Source organism: Microaerobacter geothermalis (assembly GCF_021608135.1).
GTDB lineage: Bacteria > Bacillota > Bacilli > DSM-22679 > DSM-22679 > Microaerobacter > Microaerobacter geothermalis.
Window position 1 is genome coordinate 71,284 of sequence record NZ_JAKIHL010000006.1, and the last position, 23,677, is coordinate 94,960.

The 23,677-nt window shown below is 40.3% G+C and carries 22 protein-coding genes; 1 reads left to right on the forward strand and 21 read right to left on the reverse strand.

What is annotated here, in order from left to right; translation table 11 throughout:
- Position 1: 1 nt before the first annotated feature.
- The 8 genes from L1765_RS05060 to L1765_RS05095 form a co-directional block, all read right to left on the reverse strand.
- A complete protein-coding gene (locus tag L1765_RS05060; protein WP_236405566.1) occupies positions 2–523 on the reverse strand; it encodes a QcrA and Rieske domain-containing protein in 522 nt (173 codons plus the stop codon).
- A 213-nt stretch (positions 524–736) separates the two neighbouring features.
- The gene (locus tag L1765_RS05065; protein ID WP_236405567.1) at positions 737–2,605 is read right to left on the reverse strand and encodes a monovalent cation:proton antiporter family protein; all 1,869 of its coding nucleotides are present in this window, start codon (positions 2,603–2,605) and stop codon (positions 737–739) included.
- A 16-nt stretch (positions 2,606–2,621) separates the two neighbouring features.
- Positions 2,622–3,026 carry a DUF2487 family protein gene (locus tag L1765_RS05070; protein ID WP_236405568.1) on the reverse strand — a complete coding sequence of 135 codons (405 nt, stop codon included), beginning with the start codon at positions 3,024–3,026 and terminating at the stop codon, positions 2,622–2,624.
- 141 nt (positions 3,027–3,167) lie between these two features.
- The gene (locus L1765_RS05075) at positions 3,168–3,722 is read right to left on the reverse strand and encodes a ReoY family proteolytic degradation factor (RefSeq protein ID WP_236405569.1); all 555 of its coding nucleotides are present in this window, start codon (positions 3,720–3,722) and stop codon (positions 3,168–3,170) included.
- An 89-nt stretch (positions 3,723–3,811) separates the two neighbouring features.
- Positions 3,812–4,903: a hypothetical protein gene (locus L1765_RS05080; RefSeq protein ID WP_236405570.1), complete on the reverse strand. Its 1,092-nt coding sequence runs from the start codon at positions 4,901–4,903 to the stop codon at positions 3,812–3,814.
- Positions 4,904–4,946: 43 nt separating this feature from the next.
- Positions 4,947–6,200 carry a tetratricopeptide repeat protein gene (locus tag L1765_RS05085; protein WP_236405571.1) on the reverse strand — a complete coding sequence of 418 codons (1,254 nt, stop codon included), beginning with the start codon at positions 6,198–6,200 and terminating at the stop codon, positions 4,947–4,949.
- Between the two features lie 166 nt (positions 6,201–6,366).
- Positions 6,367–7,020: an anti-sigma factor family protein gene (locus L1765_RS05090; RefSeq protein ID WP_236405572.1), complete on the reverse strand. Its 654-nt coding sequence runs from the start codon at positions 7,018–7,020 to the stop codon at positions 6,367–6,369.
- Positions 7,020–7,613, reverse strand: coding sequence for an RNA polymerase sigma factor (locus tag L1765_RS05095; RefSeq protein WP_236405573.1), 594 nt, complete (start codon positions 7,611–7,613; stop codon positions 7,020–7,022). The genes L1765_RS05090 and L1765_RS05095 overlap by 1 nt, the downstream gene beginning before the upstream one ends.
- Positions 7,614–8,055: 442 nt before the next feature.
- Here L1765_RS05095 and L1765_RS05100 point away from each other — a divergent pair, with 442 nt between their 5' ends.
- Positions 8,056–9,303, forward strand: a complete 1,248-nt coding sequence (locus tag L1765_RS05100; protein ID WP_236405574.1) for an MFS transporter — start codon at positions 8,056–8,058, stop codon at positions 9,301–9,303.
- A 202-nt stretch (positions 9,304–9,505) separates the two neighbouring features.
- Here L1765_RS05100 and aroA read toward each other — a convergent pair whose 3' ends face one another.
- From aroA to L1765_RS05165, 13 genes are all read right to left on the reverse strand, one after another.
- Complete coding sequence (aroA, locus tag L1765_RS05105) at positions 9,506–10,792, reverse strand: 3-phosphoshikimate 1-carboxyvinyltransferase (RefSeq protein WP_236405591.1); 1,287 nt, start codon at positions 10,790–10,792, stop codon at positions 9,506–9,508.
- Positions 10,793–10,808: 16 nt separating this feature from the next.
- Positions 10,809–11,903, reverse strand: a complete 1,095-nt coding sequence (locus tag L1765_RS05110; protein ID WP_236405575.1) for a prephenate dehydrogenase — start codon at positions 11,901–11,903, stop codon at positions 10,809–10,811.
- A 90-nt stretch (positions 11,904–11,993) separates the two neighbouring features.
- Positions 11,994–13,082 carry a histidinol-phosphate transaminase gene (gene hisC / locus L1765_RS05115; RefSeq protein ID WP_236405576.1) on the reverse strand — a complete coding sequence of 363 codons (1,089 nt, stop codon included), beginning with the start codon at positions 13,080–13,082 and terminating at the stop codon, positions 11,994–11,996.
- 47 nt (positions 13,083–13,129) lie between these two features.
- Positions 13,130–13,930 (reverse strand): tryptophan synthase subunit alpha, encoded by an 801-nt coding sequence (trpA, locus tag L1765_RS05120; protein ID WP_236405577.1) that lies wholly within the window; start codon positions 13,928–13,930, stop codon positions 13,130–13,132.
- Positions 13,923–15,125 (reverse strand): tryptophan synthase subunit beta, encoded by a 1,203-nt coding sequence (gene trpB / locus L1765_RS05125; RefSeq protein WP_236405578.1) that lies wholly within the window; start codon positions 15,123–15,125, stop codon positions 13,923–13,925. The genes trpA and trpB overlap by 8 nt, the downstream gene beginning before the upstream one ends.
- Positions 15,106–15,768: a phosphoribosylanthranilate isomerase gene (locus L1765_RS05130; RefSeq protein ID WP_236405579.1), complete on the reverse strand. Its 663-nt coding sequence runs from the start codon at positions 15,766–15,768 to the stop codon at positions 15,106–15,108. Before L1765_RS05130 ends, trpB begins: the two co-directional genes overlap by 20 nt.
- A gap of 10 nt (positions 15,769–15,778) precedes the next feature.
- Positions 15,779–16,552, reverse strand: coding sequence for an indole-3-glycerol phosphate synthase TrpC (trpC, locus tag L1765_RS05135; protein ID WP_236405580.1), 774 nt, complete (start codon positions 16,550–16,552; stop codon positions 15,779–15,781).
- Positions 16,542–17,567, reverse strand: a complete 1,026-nt coding sequence (gene trpD, locus L1765_RS05140) for an anthranilate phosphoribosyltransferase (protein ID WP_236405581.1) — start codon at positions 17,565–17,567, stop codon at positions 16,542–16,544. Before trpD ends, trpC begins: the two co-directional genes overlap by 11 nt.
- A gap of 2 nt (positions 17,568–17,569) precedes the next feature.
- A complete protein-coding gene (trpE, locus tag L1765_RS05145) occupies positions 17,570–19,084 on the reverse strand; it encodes an anthranilate synthase component I (protein ID WP_236405582.1) in 1,515 nt (504 codons plus the stop codon).
- A 567-nt stretch (positions 19,085–19,651) separates the two neighbouring features.
- Positions 19,652–20,749, reverse strand: a complete 1,098-nt coding sequence (aroB, locus tag L1765_RS05150) for a 3-dehydroquinate synthase (RefSeq protein ID WP_236405583.1) — start codon at positions 20,747–20,749, stop codon at positions 19,652–19,654.
- A gap of 1 nt (position 20,750) precedes the next feature.
- Positions 20,751–21,917, reverse strand: coding sequence for a chorismate synthase (aroC, locus tag L1765_RS05155; protein WP_236405584.1), 1,167 nt, complete (start codon positions 21,915–21,917; stop codon positions 20,751–20,753).
- Between the two features lie 262 nt (positions 21,918–22,179).
- Positions 22,180–22,317 (reverse strand): hypothetical protein, encoded by a 138-nt coding sequence (locus L1765_RS05160; protein ID WP_236405585.1) that lies wholly within the window; start codon positions 22,315–22,317, stop codon positions 22,180–22,182.
- 72 nt (positions 22,318–22,389) lie between these two features.
- The gene (locus L1765_RS05165; RefSeq protein ID WP_236405586.1) at positions 22,390–23,172 is read right to left on the reverse strand and encodes a CheR family methyltransferase; all 783 of its coding nucleotides are present in this window, start codon (positions 23,170–23,172) and stop codon (positions 22,390–22,392) included.
- Between the last annotated feature and the right edge of the window lie 505 nt (positions 23,173–23,677).

The following is a 23,677-nucleotide window of genomic DNA, read 5'->3' on the forward strand; positions in this document are numbered from 1 at the left end:
ATTATACCCCCTCTCTTGGGTATGCTTTACCCACATACAACTTTCCATCTTTCACTTCATGCTCAAACTGCCAGAGCGGAGCTCTCGGCGGTGTACCGGCAATATTGATGCCATCTTCGGTATACCGTCCAAAATGGCATGGACAGAAGAATTCATTCTTTTTCGCCGGATCGGGATTGGTGTTCCATGAAACCTGGCAACCCAAGTGGGTACAAATTGTGGAAAGAACCATGATGTCATCCTCACCACGAACCCTGACGAATGCAGACTTCACCTCTTCCGATTCGTACCATCCGTCTTTCTCTTTTACTTTAAACTGGATGGTTTTCCACTCCTCGTTAAACTGATCGATGCTTCCCACGGCCACTTTATCCGTTTCCGCTCCCGCTTTTAAAGCAGGATCAACGGCGAAACGAACCATAGGAACCAACATACCGGCAGCTAAAAAACCGCCCACTCCGGTCAAAGTGTAAGTTAGGAACTGTCTTCTAGATACACTTTGATCCTTTTCTTTTTCACTCATCCTTCTAACCCTCCCTATATGAAAGTCACGTCCCTCATAGGACCATTCGCACACAAAACTAGGACATAATCATAATAGCTTACCCACTATTTTCCGTCAAGGAATATCATGTACTAAATGGAATAAACTATTCATTTTCCTTCACAATTTTATAGAAGAGGAACTGAATTTCGGAGCTTAAAAATATCTGGGGGATTTTTCTACAGAATAAATTTAGTCAATTTTTAGAGATGCTAGAAAAAGCTCCACATCATCAGGAGAACCGACAAATGTGACGTAATCCCCTTTTTCCAGAATGGTATTCCCATGGGGGACAATAGGTTCACCTTCACGGAATAATGAAAGTATAAGGATGGTAGCCGGTAAATGGAGTGACTTTATCGCCTTTCCCGCCCATTGGTCATTCGTTAAAATACCTTCTTCTATTATCCAATTTTTCCTTTCCTCTGTAATTAATGAAAATGCTTTGGGATTACGAATGAGATTTTCCAAGACCAGTTCAGCCGCACGGCTTGGCCTGATGACATGAATTCCCCTTGCTTCCAGAGAAATAGCATCCTTCTCATTGGAGGTGACAACGAAAATATTACCATAATTTATATTTTTCTCTAACTCCGAAGCTACCCTGTAGTTATATTCTTCTACTTCCGTTGCTACAACCACGATGTCCGCTTTTTCTATATTCAGATGATATAATGCTTCATTTACATGATCAACATTTCGGGGGATCACCTTGATTCGGTTCTCTTTAATTAATCCTGTTTTCGTCTCATCAACAGCCAAATGGGTAATGTTTTTGTATATGGTTTTTAACCGTTTTGATAAATATAGTGCTGTTTCACTAACGCCTATAATCACGATGGATTTTTCATTTTCCTGCTTTTCTGCCGGAGCCAGTCGCTGAAAAATCATTGGGCTTAAAGTGACTGTAATTATGGCAACCAAAATAATAGCCGAGTTAACAGAAACATCAATTAACCCTAATTCCAATGCAATACTGGATGCAGCAATAATTAAGCTTAATCTGGAAGAAACTAAAAAACCAGAGCTAATCGTTTCCCGCCAGGAATATGAAAAACGATAAATCATCGTAGGAATGATTTTTACCAAATAGGCGGCTAATAACAGTAACGGTATCAACCATAAGGCTCTGTATGAATTTATTAACATGGATAAATCAAAATTGACACCGATATGAATAAAGAAAATAGGAATAAAAAAACCGTATCCGATGGCATCTAATTTCAAATGAAGTTCCGTTTCATGTCGTTTTGATATTAATGAAACGATCACTCCAGCCAAAAATGCACCCAGAATAATTACCTCTTTTCCTAATTGCTGGGACAAAGAGACCAAGACTAAAATAAGAAAGAAAGAACCCCTTACCTTAATTTGTGATGTGGCATGGGCCAATTTATCAATGATATGTAACTTAGATAAAAACTTGCTAATGCGATAAAGTAAAAAGAAAACAACGAACAGAATTAAGATGAGTAGAATTTCAGCAACTCTTCCCCCTTTTTCTATGGAAACAACGACGGTAATTAAAACCATAGTAATAAAGTCGGCAAAAAGGGCTGATAATAAAATTGTTTGTCCAAGGGGGGTCCCTGCCATTTTTTTTTCCTTCAAAATAGGAACAACAACACCCAAGGATGTGGTTGATAAGATAAGAGTCATCAACCAATAGGAGCGAACCAAGCCATATTGATACAAAACATATGCAAAAGTAAAGGATATGGCAAGTGTTAGGATAAATGTCCCCATCGCAAGCACAACAGGGTGATTTAACACATGACGTTTTTTGCTTTTAGCAGTAGGAGTGGATAGAAGATGAAAATCAATTTCAAGACCGGAAAGAAACATTAAATAAGCAAATCCAAAATCTGAGAGAAATGTTAAGTAGACATCTTCGGAAATTAAATTAAAGCCACTTTTTCCAACAATCATCCCTGCTATGATCTCTCCAACAACGATAGGAATGGAGATCTTGGGGATTTTGGCCAATATTAGCGGCACAAAAAAAGCAAGGGTTGTGATAATTAAAAGTGAAATATAATTAAATTCAACAGCTTCATTCATATATTATTCCCCTCAATTATGATTTTTGCCAAAGCTGAATCAACAAGTGGTAAAGTTCTGATTCATCTTGAGGCAATGGTGTCAGGAAAGCACCTGATGCACCTTCAAATTCCCTTTCTTCTATATCAAAGGCAGAAACAACAACAACATAACTAAAGGTGGAAGATAATTCTTTCACCACGTCATCCACCATTTTTTTTCTTATAATTTCCTCACCATAAGTAGTAAACAAAGGAAGCACCAGAATACGACCTGCCAATTGTTTCTCCAGTTTGTACACGATTTCCAATAGCCTTTCAGTAAGGTATACCTGATTTGTCATATCTTGCCTTACATCAATTTTGGTGACAGGTAAAAGAGCCGTATCTATGTACAATCTGGATTTTTGATAACCTTCAATATCATTCATTGTCCATTTCATTTTTTTCTCTCCTTTTATAGTGTAGGTAGAACTAAACGCTCATGACCCTTTGGCTCACAAATTGATATAGAATATATAAGAAAAAACCCGGCACTGCCGAGTTATGTTCATCCTATCATAATTCTGTCTAAAATCAACAGTTTAACTTTCATTCGCTCTCTTCAGACTTTTTAATTCCTCCGTCAATTCAAAAAATTTACCTTGATCCTTGTTATCCAAAGCATGGTCAATCTGACGTTGAATCCATTCCTTCTTATACTGGTAGATTAATTCATCCAAAACTAATTCAGCCAGCAATCCTAACAGTGTATCCTGTAGTACATTTTGTTTTTCCATAGGATTAGCCTCCAGTACAGCAGCATATTCTGGAGAGAGTTCCCTATCGCGAAAATGCAAGCTAATATAAACGTCTTCATCCGGTCTTAGTCTAATGTCATGAAAAGCCTTCTCTACATCTAAAATCACTCTTTTGTTCTTACAGTATTTAAAGGGCGTTAACTTGACACATTTCGTTGACATTAGGACTGCTTTTGGCAAGTGACGAATACTATCGGTAAAATGCACCTTGGAAAGCAAACGATCATCCGACATTAAGTACTGCAGCAACCACGTTGCCTCACGTTTTTGTAGTTCATAATGAGACAAAAACCATTTGATAAACTCCTTTTTTGCGGTAACTGTAATTGTTTCGTTCACTGCCATCCCTCCCGCACTAAGAATTTAGAAGGATTAAACCCTTTACTATACTATATATTCTATTCGTTGTTTGTTGTTTTTTTCCCTGCCTATTTTTTAAAAATTCTTTCATACGATTTTTGACCAAAGGTTGTTAAGCCGACTAATGGTTCATGGTTGCACTCTCCCCTTCTTACAATTCCCAGGTGAAGAAGCATTTTTAATATTCTTTTTTGAAATACAACGTCTGCATTATCATAGTAAAAAGGAGGAATCCATTTTTGCAAAATAGACTTCAGCGATTTCTCTTCAGCCCATCCATCCTTCACTAAAAGAATAACCATTGTGACGATCATTGGCAGCATAGGGATTGCTTTGCGATATACCCTCTGCCAAAAATGAAATATTGACAACATAAAGGTTTCCTTGTCTTGAAAATGACCAACCGCTTCAGCCCCCTTCGTTGTGAGACGCAAACCATTGGGAACTTCCTCAATGAACCCCTGGTGATAGGTATAATCATAAAGTAAAGAAAAACGATCCGGATAAAGGTGAAATGTCCTTCCATAACCAAACCGCCAGTCTCCCTTTTGCAATTCTTCTTCCCCCACTGAAAACTGTTGAAACAATTGCTGTAAATATTTCTTGTAAATAGCCCCCTGATTTGTTACCGGAATTTCCCCCTGTTGATAGATGAAGTTAATCAATTGATGCCAATCATAATAAAGGGCAAATCTCTCATCCTGTATGATTGACGGGGAGCTCCTATAGACGCATTTCTCCTTCAAATCATCCAGTATGATCATAATCAATCTCTTTTTTATATCTTCAGGGAACTCAAAATGGAGGCCCACCCTTCCTCTGGATAATCGAAACAGCCAGCCTCTTTTAATAAAAGAAGCCGTCATCTTGCGATAACCTTGTTTGTCATCTGCATTCAGAAGGGAGTTTTTTGCTTTTGCTAAAATATCTTCATAGGAAAAGGAATGTTTGGTATCAAAAATCAATTGATATAAAAAACTGATCTCTTCAGTTGTTAAATCATGGAACTGGTTTTTCAGCCGATTGTTGTCCTTAACTTGGAATAGAAGAGATTGTATCAGTTCATTTTTTGAATGGAAATTACATTCACATTCATACTGAAGGGCCATTCGATGCAAATCATGAAAATCACAAATGGAAAGCATCTCAGAGATATTCATCGCCATTCAACTCCCTCTCTGTTTGCTAACCATTATTGACGAATTAATACCGATTCAACCATTCCTCCACATCATCTTGATATGGATTGATCTCCAGGGATTTGTTCCACCATTTTTTTGCCTTATCTGGTTGTCCGATTTCCCAGTACATCTGAGCCAATTGGTTTAAGATCCTTTCGTCCTCTCCGGAAATATCAACTTCCTTTTTCAAATAGGAAATAGCCTGGTCAAAATTCTCTTCCTGATAACTAATTTGAGCCAGCCTCTCATAAAATCCCTTATTAAAAGGATGCTCTTTCAAGCCCGAATGTAATATATCTTTTGCTTCTTTCCATTGGTTTAATTGAAGGTATATATCCGATAATTCCTGATATACTTCAGGAAGTCCATCACTGATGGATAAAAGCTGCAAATAAACATTTCTTGCTTTTTCCCAATCGCCCTGTTGTAGATAGATTTTTCCCAAACTCATCCAACCTTCCTCATATAGCGGATTCTCTGTCATATACTTTTCCAGATAAACAGATGCTTCTTGAATCTCCCCTTTTTCAAAATATAATTTTGTAAAAAGAGGGTAAAGTAAGGACTCATCAAAGGTGATTTCCTGCAACTGTTTTAAGATCTGTTCTGCTTCTTCCCATTTACGCAATGCCATCTTCGTGTAAAAAAGCTGTTCAAGTATTTTTTCGTGCCCGGGCTTTCCTTCAAGTCCTTTTTCCAGGTACATTTCCGCTTTTTCAAATTCTCCCAATTCAACATACAAACGACTTAATTGTTGAATTCGTTCATGATCAAGTTGGGATATAGGGATTTCTTCCAGTGCAAGAAGGGCTTGATCAAGTTTCCCCATTTGATCATAGATTTTATAAAGGCTCTCCCAATATAACGGTTCATCAGATAACAATGGTTCCGCCTGAAGAAGATATTTTTCGGCTACCTCTGGCAGTCCAATGCTCAAATAAGTTTCAGCGAGTAAAATAACCGCTTCCAAATGATTGGGGTGTTCAGATAAAATTTCGGAAAGAATTATAATAGCATCATCATCTTCACCGTTTTCCATTTTAACTTCCGCCAATAAGAGTAAAGCTTCCAGATGCTTAGGATTCCTATCTAAAATTGTCCTGATTAATTGTTCTGCTGTTTCTAAATGACCCAGTTCAAGGAAAATATTGCCCAATATCAGAAAATCCTCTTCTTTTTTTGCCTGCTTGGCCAATGATTCAAGTCCTGCCAGACCTTCTTTTACTAAACCCGCTTTTATTTGATTGATGTATATCTCTAATTTACGTTGATTCAATAGTGGTCCCTGCCTTTCATCAGAACTATACTAAACACGCATGACCTGAAGGATCTCAAATTGGTATGAAAATGTATTTTCTTTCATATCAAAGATTTACTTAAAGGAAGTAACAATAAAAACGATGTGCATTCTACACATCGTTAATATGACAATTCTTTACTCATTATGTTCCTTTTGAACGGGAACTAATCCAACCTATACCTAATGTTGTAAATATTGTTCCCAGGATAGATAGAAGAAATATATATTTCACATTGGTGATTTTTTCCTGATTAACTGGATAAGGTATCAAATCTCCAACGCTGGCAACAACAGGTTCTTGAAATAATCCCCGGGGTGAGTAGGTTGGCATTGGAGTAATTGACGTTTCTTCTACATCAAGGATTTGCTCAACAGTAGCCTGCTTCAACCAATCCTCCCCATAAACAACTGGCATTTGATTATAGGTTGAACTCCCCCAATAGGAAGCAATGATAAATCCAATGAGCAGTACCGTCGCGAAGATGGCACCCACCTTCGGTAGCCACTGAGGAATTTTTACCATTTGACTAGATAAAGGCAAGGCCCATTTTTCCTCTCTTCTGATACGGTCCATGACAGAACCACCAATACGACCTGAATCATACTCCATAGAAGAATCATCATCCGGCCGGATTATTGCTCCTTGAATAAGAGCTTCACTATCTTTCCAAAACTGGAGATCTTCTTGACAGGAAGTACATGATGTAAGATGCTCCTCTATCTCTCGAAGATGTTGATCAGTTAATTGGCGATCCAAATATTCAGGAATTAACCCTTGGACCTCAGAACATTTCATTACTTGTTCATCCCCTCAACCTTTTCCAATAAAGGCTCTTGTATGTACGATTCCAACTGGGAACGAACACTACTGCGGGCCCTGAACAATAAAGATTTCACTGAACTTACCGTTGAGTCTAGCAAGTTTGCAATATCTTTGTAATCCATCTGTTCATACTCCCGCAAAATAAGAGCGGAACGCTGTTTCTCTGGCAAATTGTTGATGGCCTTTCTAACCAGTTGCTCTCTTTCGTTCTGCAAAATTTGCTGTTCAGGAAGCTTTTCCACAGCCACTTTGGGAGTGGCATAGCTATCTTCCAAATATACCTCCTTGTTCCGACATTTCCGCAATTCAGTTAATACGCAATTACGGGCAATGGTGTATAACCAGGTAGAAAAAGAAGCTTCCACATCGCGAAAGGTCTTTAGGCTTCGAAACGCTTTATAAAAGGTTTCCTGACACAAATCCTCAGCCAAAGCTTCCATCTTGTAATTGCGGAGCATATGGGAGATGAAAGAATAGATTTTCCTCTCGTAGCGGTCAATCAATTCCGAATAACATTCCACATTTCCGTCCTTGATCTCGCGTATTAACTGGGAATCCGTCTTCATAAGAACCCTCCTTACCGGTTCCTTTACCCAGCAGAATCTAATGATTTATACTGCTGAGGTGGAAAAAAGTTGCGCTGCTATTCTATATTTGAAAATAAGAGATGTTTTACCCGTGATAAAATGACTATAACGTCTGGGATAATTATGATAAAGATGACCTTTAAGCACAACATAATCTGCAATATTTCTTACATTTTTCAGCATATCTTGTATAGAATCGTTCGTCAATAACTTTTATTTTTTTTACAATACAAAATATGCAACCCCATACAACCAATATTATGAAAAACCGTAGAAAAAATAACCAATTAATGACCATGAGTAACGGTTGTTCATCGGATAAAAATAGTTGTGATGGAACAACATAAAGGATACTACCTTCAGATGAAGCGTACTTCTTCATATGAAGTTTAGTTAACCTTTTTGCTTCAGGTGGGGTTCGATGTTTTATTCCAAAAGACTAGATGGTCAAACGAAGCTTTTGTTATCCATGAATGCCTTGTTTATGGCCTCTGTTGCCCTCTCCAACACCTTTGTCAATGTATATATTTGGAAAATAAAGGGCGACTACATCACAATTGCCCAATTTAATCTTTTTATTTATTTGGCAATGCCATTTACTTTTTGGATTGGGGGTCGTCTGGTTAAAAAAATAGATCGCGTCATAAGTATTCGAATTGGAGTTGCACTGATGGCTCTGTTTTACAGCATGATTTTAATCCTTGGTAAGGATGCCTCCCAATATATCCAATTACTTGGACTTCTTCTTGGAATAGCATCCGGTTTTTATTGGCTGGGTTATAACATTCTTTACTTTGAGATTACAAATCCTGATAATCGAGACATGTTTAACGGGGTAAACGGCTTTTTGTTTTCAGGAACTGGAATGATTGCCCCTGTTTTATCTGGTTGGTTTTTGAGTCAAATGAAGCAATTAACTGGTTACACACTCATTTTCTCTATTTCTTTGGGGATATTTATCACTGCGATTATTGTTAGTTACTTTTTTCATCATCGAGAACTTCATGGTGTATTTCACCTGGGGAAAGTATGGAAGGAAGCAAAGAACAGAACACCTTGGCATTTTGTCATGGTTGCCCATTACTTTCAGGGCATCCGGGAAGGAATTTATACTTTTCTCATTGGCTTGTTGGTGTTTATTTCTACCTCCAGTGAATTTCGATTGGGTGTATACACTTTTATAACTTCCCTTGTTTCGCTGGTATCATTTTTTTTGGCCGGAAAATGGATAAAACCAAAAAAAAGAAATACTTCCCTTCTTATTGGTACCACCATGCTGGCTGTAGTGGTGATTCCCATGTTCTTTACTGTAAATTATGTCACTTTATTAATTCTTGGGATTGGCGGTTCATTTTTTTTCCCATTCTTTACAATTCCAATCACCTCAACAACCTTTGATTTGATTGGTGAAAATAAGCAAAAAGCACAACTAAAAGTAGAATATATCGTGTTTCGAGAGTTTGTATTAAACTTAGGCCGAATCACCAGCATTACTCTGTTTATCATACTCATTACGATTACCGAAAAAATAGAAGTTATTGCTATTTTTCTTTTTTTCTCAAATGCATTGCTTCTGTTTACCTGGATTAATATGAAACATGTACCAGTGACATCAGATTTGAAGGGGAAACACCTCCCTTTACCAACCCTGTTCAGACAAAAACATTAATCTTATTTCTGCCGTCACGTCCATAGTCAAAAAAAAAAGCCACCAACTAAGGTGACTTAGCTCATATACGAGCTAATTAAGATATGGATAGGAGTGGAGAGAAACCATACTGTACTTCTAATTATATCCATAATGAAAGCGTTGTCAATATATTTTTATTAATGTTTGTATAATTCTGATAGTTAAACAATAATATCCATTTTTATTTAATTCTAATTTTAGAAAGAATGTCTGCAAAATTTGGAAATGAAACATTGATTGCGCCAGCATTGCTAATAGTTGTTTCGCCCTTAGCAACTAAACCGGCAATGGCCATGGCCATCCCGATGCGATGATCTCCAAAACTGTCTACATGATCACCCGTTAATGGAGTGGGGCCTTCAATAATCATCCCATCTTCTGTTCCTTCAATCTTTGCACCCATTTTCTTCAATTGTGAAACAACCGTGTCAATACGATTGGTCTCTTTCACTTTTAGTTCCTCAGCATCCCGAATGATGGTTATCCCCTCTGCCTGGGTTGCCAAAACGGCAATTACCGGTATTTCATCAATCAGGGTGGGAATTTCGCTTCCCTCTATCACGGTTCCTTTTAAAGAACTGGAAGAGATAATCAGATCCGCTGCCGGTTCATTCCCAAAATGGCGGTAATTTTCTTCTTGCATCTTCGCGCCCATTCTCTTCAGAACATGGATAATTCCGATTCTAGTTGGATTTAGCCCAACATTTTTTAAAAGAAGTTGGCTATTGGGAACAATGGCACCAGCAACCAGAAAGAATGCCGCAGAAGAAATATCCCCTGGAACGGTCACCTCTTCCGGTGAAACCAATTCCTGCCCCCCTTCCAAAGCAATAACATTATCGTTCATGAACAGCTGAACGCCAAAATGGGAAAACATTCTTTCTGTATGGTCCCTTGAAGGATATGGCTCAACAATGGTTGTCCTTCCCTCAGCCTTTATTCCGGCAAGCAGAATAGCGGATTTGACTTGGGCACTGGCTACTGGTAGTTGGTACTCAATTCCCTTCAGTTTTCTGCCTCTTATGGAGAGGGGAGTATATCCTCCCTCTTTTCGTCCGTCTATGAATGAGCCCATTGCTCTTAACGGCAGGGCAACCCTGTCCATCGGTCTTTTCGCAATGGACTCGTCTCCAATGAGTACGGAATGAAAAGGTTGGGTAGATAAAATTCCCATCATCAAACGAATTGTTGTTCCGCTATTCCCTACATCAAGGGGATAAACGGGTTCATCCAGTCCAAACCATCCTTTTCCTTTAACAGTCACTTTGGATCCGGTTTGTTCGATGGAGACCCCCATTTGTCTAAAGCACCGAATGGTGCTTAAACAGTCTTCCCCGGGTAGAAACCCGGAAATTTGGGTGGTTCCCTTGGCCAAGGAAGAAAACATCACGGCCCTATGTGAAATGGATTTATCGCCGGGAATCAAAATTTCACCTTGTAATTGGTCTGATTGGGTGATCGTTAACAGCAAACTACTTCCTCCCTTACTCTCTTGTATGAACTTGGTACCCGGAAGAGATTAGCAATTGTTGTGCTCTCTCCATATCTTCTTCCCGACGGAACGTTAATCGTAATACCCCCATGATATCTTCTCTGATTTCAAGAATGCGTATATTGGTTAAGCTGATCTCATGATGTCCCAAAAGGGTAGTTACTTTGCCGATAATTCCAGGGTGGTCGGGAATATCAACATATAAATCGTAAAGGGGCGGCAATGCTCCTTTTTTCCGCTCAGGGAGCCCATTTCTAAAATTCTTGGCCTCTTCAAAAAAACTTTCAATGGAGAGTCCATCCCCTTCCAATATCGATTCTTTGATATCCTCCATTAGCCGATTCCAGTCCTCCATTAACTGCAGCAACACTTCCCGGTTGCTAAGCAGAACGTCCCTCCACATCCTAGGATTACTCGATGCAATTCGGGTAATATCGCGGAATCCGCCAGCAGCTAAGCGTTGATACCAAGGATTTTTCTGATCGTATTTGGCTACCAGGTTTACAAGACCTGATGCAATCACATGGGGAAAATGGCTGATAGCGCCAACGACTTCATCATGGCCCGAAGGAGACATGGTGATCACCTGGGCCTTTGTGTAAGATAAAATTTCAACTAATTGATTGACGATTTCCTCTGGGGTTTCGTCACTGGGAGTTAACACATAGTATGCATTTTCAAATAAACGATGATTTGCGGCAGTCACCCCAGATTTATGGGAACCAGCCATCGGATGTCCACCAATAAAATAAACCCCTTTTTCTTGCAATTGTGCACCTATGGAAGAAATCATTTCCTTCGTACTCCCCGTATCGGAAATGATGACTCCTTCCTTTAACGGACACTCCAATAATTTTCTGACCATCTCATGAATTTCATTGACAGGAGTACACAGGAAAATAAAGTCAGCCTCCTCCACCGCCTCTTCCATGGAAGAGGCAACGACATCTATAACACCCAGGGATTGTGCAAGGGAAAGCTGCTCTGGATGTAGATCATACCCTATAATCGTTGCTTCGGTTTCTTTCAGGGATAAAGCAAGGGATCCTCCGATTAAACCTACTCCTATAATCGCTATTTTTTTCATCTCTCTCCTCACGATCCTAACCAAAAATTTTTTTTATTTCTCTAGATTAAGGAACTAAACATGCATGATCCGATGGTTAGAGCTAAAGGTTCACTGGTTTAAGATCTGTTCCAAGTTATCCAGCAATTTAAGATTCTGATCTTCACTTCCTACCGTGATTCGAAGAGAAGTAGGAAATCCTAGGGATTCTCCAGAACGGACAATAATCCCCTTTTTCAATAAGGATTGAAACACATAACCAGCAGGTCTTCCCACATCAACAAGGATAAAATTGGCCTCTGAAGGAAGATAAGAAAGACCTAAACGCTGGAATCCTTCATACAACTGTTTTTTCCCTATGGTATTTTTATGTCGGCACTCCTCCACAAAATGGGTATCTTGCAACGCTGCAAGGGCAGCCTTTTGGGACAGGGAGGTTGTATTAAAGGGTTCCCTTACTCGGTTTAAATGATCAATTAGTGCAGCATTTGCCACTCCATACCCAATTCGAAGGGCAGCTAATCCATAAATCTTTGAGAACGTACGCAGAATGATCAGATTGGGATACTCGTTTATCCAATCTATGGATTCAGGATAGTTGGACGATTCCACATATTCGTAGTATGCCTCATCAAAAACTACAACCGTGTTTTTGCTTATGGCATGAAGAAAAGTTCTCAATTCCTCTTTTCCCACAATGGTCCCAGATGGATTATTGGGATTGCAAATCCAAACCACCCTAGTATTCTCATCAATCTGTTCCAGCATTCCATTTAAATCATGTGCTCCATCTTTGAGGGGAACCTCTCTAACCTCTGCCCCTTCAATAATAGAATTGGTTTTATAGATAGGAAAAGTTGGGGTGGCCATTACTGTATTGGTACCCGGCTGCAGATAAGCCCTGGTAATTAACACAATGACCTCATCAGACCCATTGCCAAAAATGATCTGACTGGTTTGTACTCCCAATTTTTTCGCCAGGGCTTTCGTTAATTCTACACTGGCTCCATCGGGATAGATTTCAAGATGCTGGGCTGCCAACCCAATGGCTTCTTTGGCTAAAGGAGAACAACCGAACGGATTCTCGTTAGAAGCTAATTTAATGACTTCAGAAAGACCATACTCCCTTTTAACATCTTCAATGGGTTTACCAGGTTGATAAACAGGAAGGTTTACTATCCTCTCCTTTGGTTTTAGCATACATTTTTCACCTCTATTGTTTTCTTATCATATTACTCTTAATATACTTAAGAAAACAATTCCTGTAAAAATTTTTTTATCAATTCATATCCTTTTTCTTTCTTCTCTTCATCCGATAACCATTCATTCACGTCAATGATTTTTTTCAATAATGCACTCCCAATAATCAGTCCATCTGCCATTGGAATCAACTGTTCCACTTGTTCCCTAGTAGAGATGCCAAATCCGACAGCCAAGGGCAACAAAGTATGTTCCCTAACATCCCGAATAAAATGATCAATCAGGTGATTAAATGTTTTTCTTTCCCCTGTAACCCCCAATGAGGATACACAATAAACGAATGAATCAGCCGTTGCCACGATTTTTTCTATTCTCTGTTTTGAGGTTGGAGCAACCAGGGGAATGAAAGAAAGAGCATGTTGATGGCATGCTTTGATAAATTCCTTCGATTCTTCCACCGGCAAATCGGGTATAATGACGCCATCCCCTCCGGCATTTCTAAAACGGGATAACAATTGAGATATACCGCGACGCAATACGGGATTATAATAGCTAAACAGAATGATGGGAATACGAATGCCTTGGTTTCTCATCTTTTTAACAAGATCTATTGCTTTTTCAACATTCATCCCTTGTTTAAGGGCCTCTTGGGAAACAAATTGGATGACAGGTCCATCGGCTAAAGGATCGGAATAGGGAACCCCTAATTCCAGGGCAATTGCCCCTTCCTTCTCAAGGAGAGATGCCAGCTCAATGGTTGCCTCTTCAGTGGGATAACCTGCTGTAATAAAAGGAATAAATGGAACACGTGTCGTCTTTTTAACAAAAGCTTCTTTCAGTTTAGACATGTTCCGATTCCCCCTCTAACACTTTTTGTACCTGCTCCACATCTTTGTCTCCCCTTCCTGAAAGGCAAACAATAATGATTTTTTCTTTCGAAAATTGTGCAGCCAGTTTAAGGGCTGCCGCTACAGCATGGGAACTTTCAATGGCTGGAATAATCCCTTCTGTTTTTGACAATGCTTTAAACGCTTCCAATGCCTCATCATCCGTGATAGAAAGATAACAAGCCCTTCCTGAATCCTTGTAAAAGGCATGCTCAGGCCCGACGCCAGGATAATCTAAACCTGCTGAAATGGAATAGGCCTCTTCAATTTGTCCATATTCATCCTGCAAAAGATAAGTATAAGAACCGTGGATGACTCCGGGTAGACCTTTAGATAACGTTGCGGCATGCTGATTGGTTTCCAGTCCTTTTCCTGAGGCTTCTATCCCATAAAGTTGAACCTCTTTATCTTCGTAAAAGGGAGAGAAAATTCCAATGGCATTGCTCCCACCACCTACACAAGCAACGATGGCATCTGGCAGTCTCCCTTCTTTTTCCAAGCATTGTTCCTTTGTTTCCTGGCCAATGATTTTTTGAAACTCTCGAACCATATACGGATAAGGATGCGGTCCTACAACAGACCCTATCATGTAAAATGTATCTTCCACATGGGTTACCCAATGGCGAATCGCTTCATTGGTGGCATCCTTCAATGTGCGGGAACCTGAAGAAACAGGAATCACTTCTGCACCCAAAAGCTTCATGCGAAATACATTTAATCGCTGCCTCTTGATATCTTCTTCGCCCATAAAAACTTTACACTTTAAACCCAAGAGTGCCGCTACGGTAGCAGAGGCTACCCCATGTTGCCCCGCCCCTGTCTCGGCAATTATTTTCGTCTTTCCCATATATTTTGCAAGCAATCCTTGACCTAGGGCATTATTAATCTTGTGGGCCCCGGTATGATTCAGATCTTCCCTTTTCAAATAAATCTTTGCTCCACCAATATGTTTAGTCAGGTTCTTTGCCTCATACAATGGATTGGGTCTTCCCGTGTACTCTTTATGAAGATATTTTAATTCTTGAATAAATTCAAGATCTCCAAGACAATGATAAAAGGCCTGTTCCAATTCTTCCAATGCATTCATTAAAGTTTCGGGTACAAATTTTCCGCCGAATTTACCAAAACGCCCAGCTTCATCTGGCTTTAAAGTCAATTCCCTTCACCCTCTCCACAAATCTCCTTATTTTTTGCTGATCTTTTCTTCCGTCTGTCTCTACGCCAGATGAAACATCCACACCATCCGGCTGATATTCATATATCAAATCTGTTACATTTTCTCCATTTAATCCTCCGGCAACAAATAAAGATTTATTTCTCTCTTTTGCCCAGAGAGAAAAGGTGGGGATCATATCCCAAGAAAACCGGTGACCTGTTCCCCCGTAGCTAGACTGGCTGTAGGTATCCAATAATAAGATATTGAACCACTCCCCCAGTTCCTCCAGCGTATCGCTTGGAAAGTCCCCCTTATTCTTTACCCGAATAGCCTTTATGATTTGTACCGGCAATTCCCTTTTAATCTTTCTCAGCAGTGCCGGGGATTCATCACCATGAAGTTGGACGGCATCAAGCCCTGATTCATAGACAGCCCTTGCCACTTCTGTATAGCTCGGATTGACGAAGACGCCTGTTTTTTTGACATCTTTTTTGATATAACCGCTTAAAGTTTTTGCAAGCTCTGCTGACACCTGTCTTCTGCTGGGAGCAAAGACAAAGCCGACATAGTCCACCCCTGAATCTTGAATCGCTAAACAATCTTCGATAGTGGTCAATCCGCATATTTTTACGATTGTTCCCATCCTAATCCCCCTATCCAACCAATTGAATAACGGCTTCTTTAATTTTCTCTTTTCTCATCAAAGATTCTCCGACCAATACCGCTGAAGCCCCAGCCTCGCCCACTCTTCTCACATCATCGGGAGTAAAAATCCCGCTCTCACTTACCACCGGAATATGGGCAGGAATAAAAGGCAAACATGAAACCGTTGTATCTATAGTCGTCTGAAACGTGTGCAAATCTCTGTTATTAATTCCTATTAAATGGGGAGAACAGGTTAATGCAATTTCTAGCTCATGTAAAGAATGGATCTCTATTAATACTTCCAATCCCACTTCTGTTGCTTTCCCATATAAATGCTGCAATTGGTCCTTTGTTAATGCTGCAACGATCAATAAAATCGCGTCTGCTCCAGAAATCCTTGATTGAACCACTTGAATTTCATCAATAATAAAATCTTTTCTTAGGACGGGAGTGGAAACCCTCCCCTTAATTTCGGTCAGATACTGCAAATGGCCCTGGAAGAAGGTTTCATCGGTTAATACGGAAATCCCTTCTGCTTTTGCTTCATGATATGCCAAAGCAATATCAACAGGATGAAAATCTGGCCGAATCACCCCTTTTGAAGGAGATGCTTTCTTCACCTCAGCAATTATGGCCACTTTCCTCGTTCGATTTGTAATAGATTGTGTTAAAGAACGGCAGGGTGGTTGTTGAGCAAGTTGTTCTTCTATCTTCCCTGAATCCCAGCCCTTCTTGAGACGGGATACCTCTTCTTTCTTAACTTCCAATATTTTAGGAAGCATAAGAGATACCTCCTGTTTTGGAACTTAGCTGATTTAGCTTATTCAAGGCATAACCCTGGTCAACCACTTCCTTAGCCCTTTGTAATCCTTCTTCCAAGCTGGAAACTTCATCAGCCAGATAAAAAACAGCAGCGCTGTTTAAGAGAACCACATCACGGGGAGCCCCTTTTTGTTCACCGTTAAAGATCGCCCGAATTAACGCAGCATTCTCCTCGGCGGCTCCTCCACGGATTTCATCCAATGAATATCGAGGAATTCCCAAATCCTCCGGAGAAATGACAAAGGATGAAATTTCCCCATCCCTCAACTCTACCACTTGAGTAGATGAAGTGACCGATATTTCATCAAGGCCATCATGTCCTGAAACCACTAAACAGCGCTCCGTACCCAGTTCTTTCAGCACGTTAGCCATGGTTTCCGTTAGGGAAGGGGAAAACACGCCTAACAGCTGCCTTTTGGCTCCCGCTGGATTTGTAAGGGGGCCGAGTAGATTAAATACGGTGCGAAAACCAATCTCTTTTCTGGGCTGAACGGCGTGTTTCATTGCCTGGTGAAATAAGGGAGCAAAGAGGAAACATAGGTTGGTTTCATCCAGCATTTGACTTGCTTCCTCTTCTGTTAACGTAATCTTGATTCCCAATGCTTCCAAAACATCGGCACTGCCGCTGCGGCTGGAAACAGCGCGATTGCCGTGCTTGGCTACTTTAATTCCCCCTGCTGCTGAAACTAATGCCGCTGCGGTGGAAATATTAAATGTTTTTCCGCCATCTCCCCCTGTGCCGCAGGTATCAACCAAACGCTCGTTTTTTACATATACCCGTTTTGCCTTCTCTCTCATGACCTGGGCAAAACCAACAATTTCATCAACAGATTCCCCCATTATCCGAAGGGCCGTCAGCATACTGGCAATTTGGGCCGAAGTGGCCTCTCCGTTCATAATTTTTTCCATAACTTCCCTTGCTTCTTCCCTATTTAACCGATTACCGCAAATCACCTTTTCCAGATAAGATTTCATTTTTATATAACCTCCTGATCAGAATATGAACATTGTTCTGCCGTTACAATTGCTTTAATTAACGCCATGGCCTTATTGCAGGTTTCCTCATATTCCTTTTCTGGAATGGAATCCGCAACAATGCCTGCTCCTGCCTGTACATAGGCTTGATCATTCACAAACAAAATAGTTCGGATGGTGATGCAAGTATCCATATTTCCGTTAAAACCAAAGTACCCAATGGCTCCTGCATACGGGCCCCTCGCTTCTTTTTCCAATTCTGCGATAATTTCCATGGCCCTTATCTTAGGCGCTCCGGAAACCGTTCCGGCGGGAAAAGCGGACATTAAGGCATCATAAGCAGTAATATCGGGCCTTAACTCCCCTGTAACATGGGAGACGAGGTGCATGACGTGGGAATAGTATTCCACCTCTTTAAATTGGTTGACAGTGACCGTTCCGTAACTTGAAATCCTTCCTACATCATTTCGGCCTAGGTCTACCAGCATATGGTGTTCCGCCGCTTCCTTTTCGTCCTGAAGGAGGTCCATCTTTAAACGGTTATCTTCTTCTTTGCTTTTTCCCCTTGGCCGGGTACCAGCTATAGGCTTTGTTTCAACTTTCCCATTTTCCACCCGGATCAACATTTCCGGAGAAGTTCCAACCAAAACCTCTTTTTCAAATTGTAAATAATACATATACGGAGATGGGTTGATTGTCCTTAACATGCGGTATACCATAAAGGGGTCAACCTGTGTTTTTCTATGGAATCTTTGAGATAACACCACTTGAAAAATATCGCCAGATTTAATATATTCCTTTGCTTTTTCGACCATCTCTTCGAATTCATTCTTTGTCATATTTGATTTGAAAGCATGTAAAGAATTGATCTCATCCATTCCCGTCATGGATAAGTAACCCTTGCTTTTTCCCTTTGAAATTTTGTCTTGCAATTTACTGATTCGGCCCATCGTATGCTGGTATTTGGTTTTCAACTGTTTTTCCGTATCATTTGGTTCCACATGAAGATGACAGATCAGGAAAATTCTTTGTTTCAAATGGTCATACACAATCAGTTCATCACAAAACAGGAAGGAGATATCCGGTAATTCCAAGGGGTCGTGTTCAATCTTGGGTATCTTCTCGACATAAGTGATCGTATCATAGCCAAAATAACCGACTGCTCCGCCGAAAAACGGGGGCAATTCAGAAAAAACTGGACTCTTCATGGTTGAGAGCAGTTCCTTCAAATATTGAACAGGATTTCCTGTTTCGATTGTTACTTCGTCCTTATCGTTATAAATTTGGAGATCATATCCTTTTCCGGTTAGTCGGAGAAAGGGTTTTACCCCTATAATGGAATAACGAGCCCATCTTTCGCCTCCTTCCACACTTTCTAGCAGAAAAGAATGATTGTTTCTGATCTTTTGGTAAATGGAAATGGGGGTTTCATCATCTGCGTGGATCATTTTGTACATGGGAATCACATTAAACTTGTCTGACAACTGCAGGAGATCATTAAAATGAGGAACGATCATTTAAATCACCTCTTCGTTTCCAAAGAGATGAGATGAGGAAAAAACTGAAAAAATAATGAAAAAAACCAGGACAATGGGGGCGCCCTGGCTATGGCCTATCTATTTACTCTTCTCCCCTCAACTCAACTCTTCTAAATTTGCTCAACTTAACTCGGCTCACAAAGTACGTTCATCTATAGATGTGGAACTAAAGATTCACACGTCCGCTAGTCGAGTTCGAGCAAGAAGGAATTCAGGTCCGCTTCAAGTCTAAAGAACGGAGCCCTCAAAAATATCTGGGTGTTTCGAAGATGGAGTCAGTTTGAGGGCTAATTCCCGTTCTCTAGCCTCTCCGCTGAGTGCGAACTCGAAGGCTGTCCTTAGTGAATTCTTTGATATGAAAATACCTTTTCATATCAATTTGTGACCCTGCGGGTCATGTATGTTTAGTTCCGTCTATATAAAACTAAACATCGTGACTGGCTCTGTTTCATCATTATGTGGTTAATAATTATAGAATACCTTAAACCAAAAATAATGAATTGTCAACTCTCATTTCTTCAGTCCCCGAGTCTACATCTAGTTATTTCATTTCTGTTTTAGCTCGGTTAGCACTTCCTTGATCGCTGCTTCCGGTACTCCTTTGGTAATGATCACTTCACCAAATTTCTTTGGAAGAACCATCACAATGGTATTCTCCCGATTTTTTTTATCCCTCTTCATGACGGAAATCACCTCATCTGGTGAAAAGTGTCCAGGAAGAGAGGTGGGAAGATGATATTTCTTTAATATCCGTGTATATTCTTCCGATAGTGAAAATATCTCTTCAACGATTCCCAGTTTTTCAGCCAGCTTCGCGGCACCAACCATTCCAATGGCTACAGCTTCTCCATGATTCAGTTCTCCATACCCGGATAACGTTTCTATTGCGTGGCCGATCGTATGCCCCAAATTTAAAATAGCCCGCAGCCCTTCTTCTTTCTCGTCATTGGAAACCACATGAACTTTTACTAAACAACCCCGATAGATTGCTTCAGATAACATCGGCTCTTCAAGATTCCACAATGACTGGGCATTCTGGTCCAACCATTGGACAAACTGGGCATCCCATATAAATCCGTGCTTGATTACCTCAGAAAAACCGGCGGACAGTTCCCTGGAAGGTAATGTTTTTAAAGTATTTGTGTCATAAACAACCATGAGAGGTTGATGGAATGACCCAATAATATTTTTTCCCAGAGGGTGGTTTACCGCTACCTTCCCTCCGACACTGCTATCATGTGCCAATAATGTAGTGGGTATTTGAACAAATGGGATTCCTCTCATATAGGTAGCCGCTACAAAACCAGCTAAATCACCTACTACCCCTCCTCCAAGGGCTAAAACCACAGATTTGCGGTCTAAGCCATTTTGCAAAGCAAAACCGATGATTTCCTGAAAAACAGATAAGCTTTTTGCACTTTCACCTGGATTTACCTGATATGAAAAAACATCGGCTCCTGTTCTCCTAATCTGTTCTTCTACCGTTTGGAGATATAAAGGGGCCACGTGCCGATCGGTAATAATCAACACTTTTTTCCCCTTAGAAATAAAAGGCGAAAGAAGGGAATGAAGTCTTTCCAACAAATGGCTTCCGATATGGATAGGATATGAACGATCCCCTAATTCTACTTTCAATGTAACCATTTTAAAAGCTCTCCAGGTATTTTTTATAAACTTCGATATTCCCCTTCATTTCATCCACATGATCAGATGAGAATTTCTCACAAAGAGCATTGGCAATTTCCCAAGCGACTACCGCTTCAGCCACTACACTGGCTGCTGGAACAGCACAATTGTCCGAACGTTCAATACTTGCGGTAAAGGGTTCCTTTGTATCAATATCGACACTGTTTAAGGGTTTATATAATGTAGGAATCGGTTTCATTACTCCTCTAACGACGATAGGCATCCCTGAGGTCATTCCTCCTTCAATACCGCCCGCACGATTTGTTTTTCTCGTGAACCCTCTACTTTTATCCCAAATGATCTCATCATGAACTTTGGATCCCCACAATTCAGCAGCTGCAAATCCTATTCCAATTTCAACTCCCTTGAAAGCCTGAATGCTGACGATGGCTTGGGCAAGTCTTCCATCTAACTTACGGTCCCACTGAACATGGCTACCTAATCCAACAGGAACTCCTTCTACGATGACCTCCACAATACCGCCGATAGAATCCCCTTCTTCCTTTGCCCGGTCAATTTCTTCCATCATCTTTTTCTCCGCTTCTTTGTCCAAGCAACGAACAGGAGAGGCTTCAGTAATCTCCTGAATTTGTTGAATGGAATATTGACTGGCTTCAACATTTGACTGCACCGAACCAATTTGTTTCACATGTCCGGCCAGTTCTATCCCGAAATATTCTAATAATTGGCGAGCCACTGCACCCACTGCCACTCTGATTGCCGTCTCCCTCGCACTGGATCGCTCCAAAACATTTCTCATATCTCGATGACGATATTTTAAAGCTCCGTTTAAATCGGCATGACCTGGTCTGGGGCGGGAAACCCTTCGCTTATCCCCGCCAACATCTACAGGGGTGGCACTCATGATCTTTTCCCAGTGAACCCAGTCTTTATTTTCTACAATAAGTGCGATAGGGGCGCCAGTTGTATAACCATGGCGGACACCTGCCACCACTTTCACTTCATCTTTTTCAATTTGCATTCTCCTACCACGCCCATACCCCTTTTGTCTTCTTTGAAGCTGTTCGTTAATTTTCTCTAAAGAAAGGGGAAGCTGGCTAGGTATGCCTTCTATGATTGCTGTCAATTGCGGTCCATGGGATTCCCCAGCAGTCAAATATCTCATTTCAACTATATCCTCCTACCCTTTAACGCTTTTAGGTGCTATTATAGTATAGCTTGTTCTGGTAAGTAAAGAAAAAATGTAGCCACATCTAAATTTCTATATGAAGTGGAATTGAAAAGTTTTCACTTGCAGTGAGTCGGGTTCTCCAGTAAAGTATTCAATGTTCACTTCGAGACTAAAGAATGGAGCCATCAAAAACACCTGGGCATTTCAATGATGGAGTCAGTCGTGTGAAACATGAGAATAGCCGGATGATTTCCGGCTATTGTAACGCTTCCTTTTCTTTTTTTGCATCCAGTATATCCTTTAATTGATTTCTTTCAGCACCCAAAATTTGGGCACATTCCTGAAATGTCAGAAGTCCGCGACGGTAAGCCTCCAATACCTTTTTTTTATCCATGGAACTACCCCCCTACCACGTAACCTTTATACTTTTATTATATTGGTAGGTTTGGAAAATTATACCCATTCCTTATTCCCCTATTTTTCGATAAAAAAATGTATCCATCGTATCAAATCCATATTTTCTAGGATGAAATATTTGCTCAGTGCTACCGACGAACAAAACGCCGCCTTTTCTCAGGGCTTTGTTAAATTTGTGATATAATTGGCTCTTCGCCTCTTCTGTAAAATAAATCATGACATTTCTGCAAACAATCAGATCAAAATTGGTATCAAACGGATCCGATAATAAGTTATGCCTTTTGAATTGTACACAATTTTTCACTTCCTGGGAGATTCGATAATGAAATTGCTCCTTAACAAAGTACTTATGAAGTAAATCTTTAGGAACATCTTGAACCGCTCTTTCCACATAAATCCCATTTTTGGCCTTGTCTATCGCTCCATCATCAATATCAGTGGCTAATATTTTTATCTCGTGCAATGGGTAAAAACGGCTTAAAATCATAGCCAACGTATAAGGTTCTTCACCGGTAGAGCAGGCTGCACTCCAAATCTTTAACTTTCTCGTTTCCTTCATCAACTCAGGAATAATTTTGTTCGTTAAAACGTCCCATCTCGCAGGATTTCTAAAGAATTCAGATACATTAATGGTAATTCGATCTAAAAATTCATGATACAATGCTGGTTCCTTCACAAGGGCCTGAAAAAATGTTTCAAAAGAATGAAATCCCCTCTTTTCCCGTAAAGAGGTCAGTCTTCTTTTCATTTGAGCTTCCTTATATTGCGCAAGATCGATCCCCGTCCTCTTTTTTACCCGTTCAATGAACTGTAGAAAATCCTTATCTTCCATTCCGGTTCTTTATAACTCCTCTTCTATAAGAATACCGATCTCGATAATTAACATTTAACCCATCTATAGATCCGGAACTAAAGTTTTACACGTCGGCTTGTCGAGTTCGACCCAGATGTGATTCATGTCCACTTCGGGGAAAAGAACGGAGCCGTCAAAAATATCTGGGTATTTCAAAGATAGAGTCAGTTTGACGGCTAATTTCCGTTCTTCTAAGCACGAAATCGAAGGCAGTCCTTAGTAAATTCTTTGATATGAAAATAATTCCCTCCCTGGGCATACTGATCTAAAAATGTCAAGTGCTTGGTATCAATTTCCAGATAAAAATGGGTATAGGGATGCCCGGGATAATCGTTGTAAATGTTTCCAGTAGTTATGATGCAGTATTCTTCTGAACTTCGTATCCTAATTGACGCACCTTAGCGATAAAATATCTTTCCATTCGTTCTTGGTTTCGCTTCTGTAAAAAGTCTTCACCTAACTCTTTATAGTGATCATCGTTTAA

Excerpts from the sequence above, each read along its gene's own strand:
- L1765_RS05100 (WP_236405574.1), top strand. The coding sequence starts at position 8,056 with ATGTTTTATTCCAAAAGACTAGATGGTCAAACGAAGCTTTTGTTATCC.
- trpC (WP_236405580.1), bottom strand. The coding sequence starts at position 16,552 with ATGCTTCCTAAAATATTGGAAGTTAAGAAAGAAGAGGTATCCCGTCTC.
- aroB (WP_236405583.1), bottom strand. The coding sequence starts at position 20,749 with ATGGTTACATTGAAAGTAGAATTAGGGGATCGTTCATATCCTATCCAT.
- L1765_RS05110 (WP_236405575.1), bottom strand. The coding sequence starts at position 11,903 with ATGAAAAAAATAGCGATTATAGGAGTAGGTTTAATCGGAGGATCCCTT.
- L1765_RS05070 (WP_236405568.1), bottom strand. The coding sequence starts at position 3,026 with ATGAAATGGACAATGAATGATATTGAAGGTTATCAAAAATCCAGATTG.
- L1765_RS05060 (WP_236405566.1), bottom strand. The coding sequence starts at position 523 with ATGAGTGAAAAAGAAAAGGATCAAAGTGTATCTAGAAGACAGTTCCTA.
- trpA (WP_236405577.1), bottom strand. The coding sequence starts at position 13,930 with ATGTCTAAACTGAAAGAAGCTTTTGTTAAAAAGACGACACGTGTTCCA.
- trpE (WP_236405582.1), bottom strand. The coding sequence starts at position 19,084 with ATGATCGTTCCTCATTTTAATGATCTCCTGCAGTTGTCAGACAAGTTT.
- L1765_RS05165 (WP_236405586.1), bottom strand. The coding sequence starts at position 23,172 with ATGGAAGATAAGGATTTTCTACAGTTCATTGAACGGGTAAAAAAGAGG.
- L1765_RS05160 (WP_236405585.1), bottom strand. The coding sequence starts at position 22,317 with ATGGATAAAAAAAAGGTATTGGAGGCTTACCGTCGCGGACTTCTGACA.
- hisC (WP_236405576.1), bottom strand. The coding sequence starts at position 13,082 with ATGCTAAAACCAAAGGAGAGGATAGTAAACCTTCCTGTTTATCAACCT.
- trpD (WP_236405581.1), bottom strand. The coding sequence starts at position 17,567 with ATGAAATCTTATCTGGAAAAGGTGATTTGCGGTAATCGGTTAAATAGG.
- aroC (WP_236405584.1), bottom strand. The coding sequence starts at position 21,917 with ATGAGATATTTGACTGCTGGGGAATCCCATGGACCGCAATTGACAGCA.
- L1765_RS05130 (WP_236405579.1), bottom strand. The coding sequence starts at position 15,768 with ATGGGAACAATCGTAAAAATATGCGGATTGACCACTATCGAAGATTGT.
- L1765_RS05065 (WP_236405567.1), bottom strand. The coding sequence starts at position 2,605 with ATGAATGAAGCTGTTGAATTTAATTATATTTCACTTTTAATTATCACA.
- L1765_RS05095 (WP_236405573.1), bottom strand. The coding sequence starts at position 7,613 with ATGAAGACGGATTCCCAGTTAATACGCGAGATCAAGGACGGAAATGTG.
- L1765_RS05090 (WP_236405572.1), bottom strand. The coding sequence starts at position 7,020 with ATGAAATGTTCTGAGGTCCAAGGGTTAATTCCTGAATATTTGGATCGC.
- L1765_RS05080 (WP_236405570.1), bottom strand. The coding sequence starts at position 4,903 with ATGAATATCTCTGAGATGCTTTCCATTTGTGATTTTCATGATTTGCAT.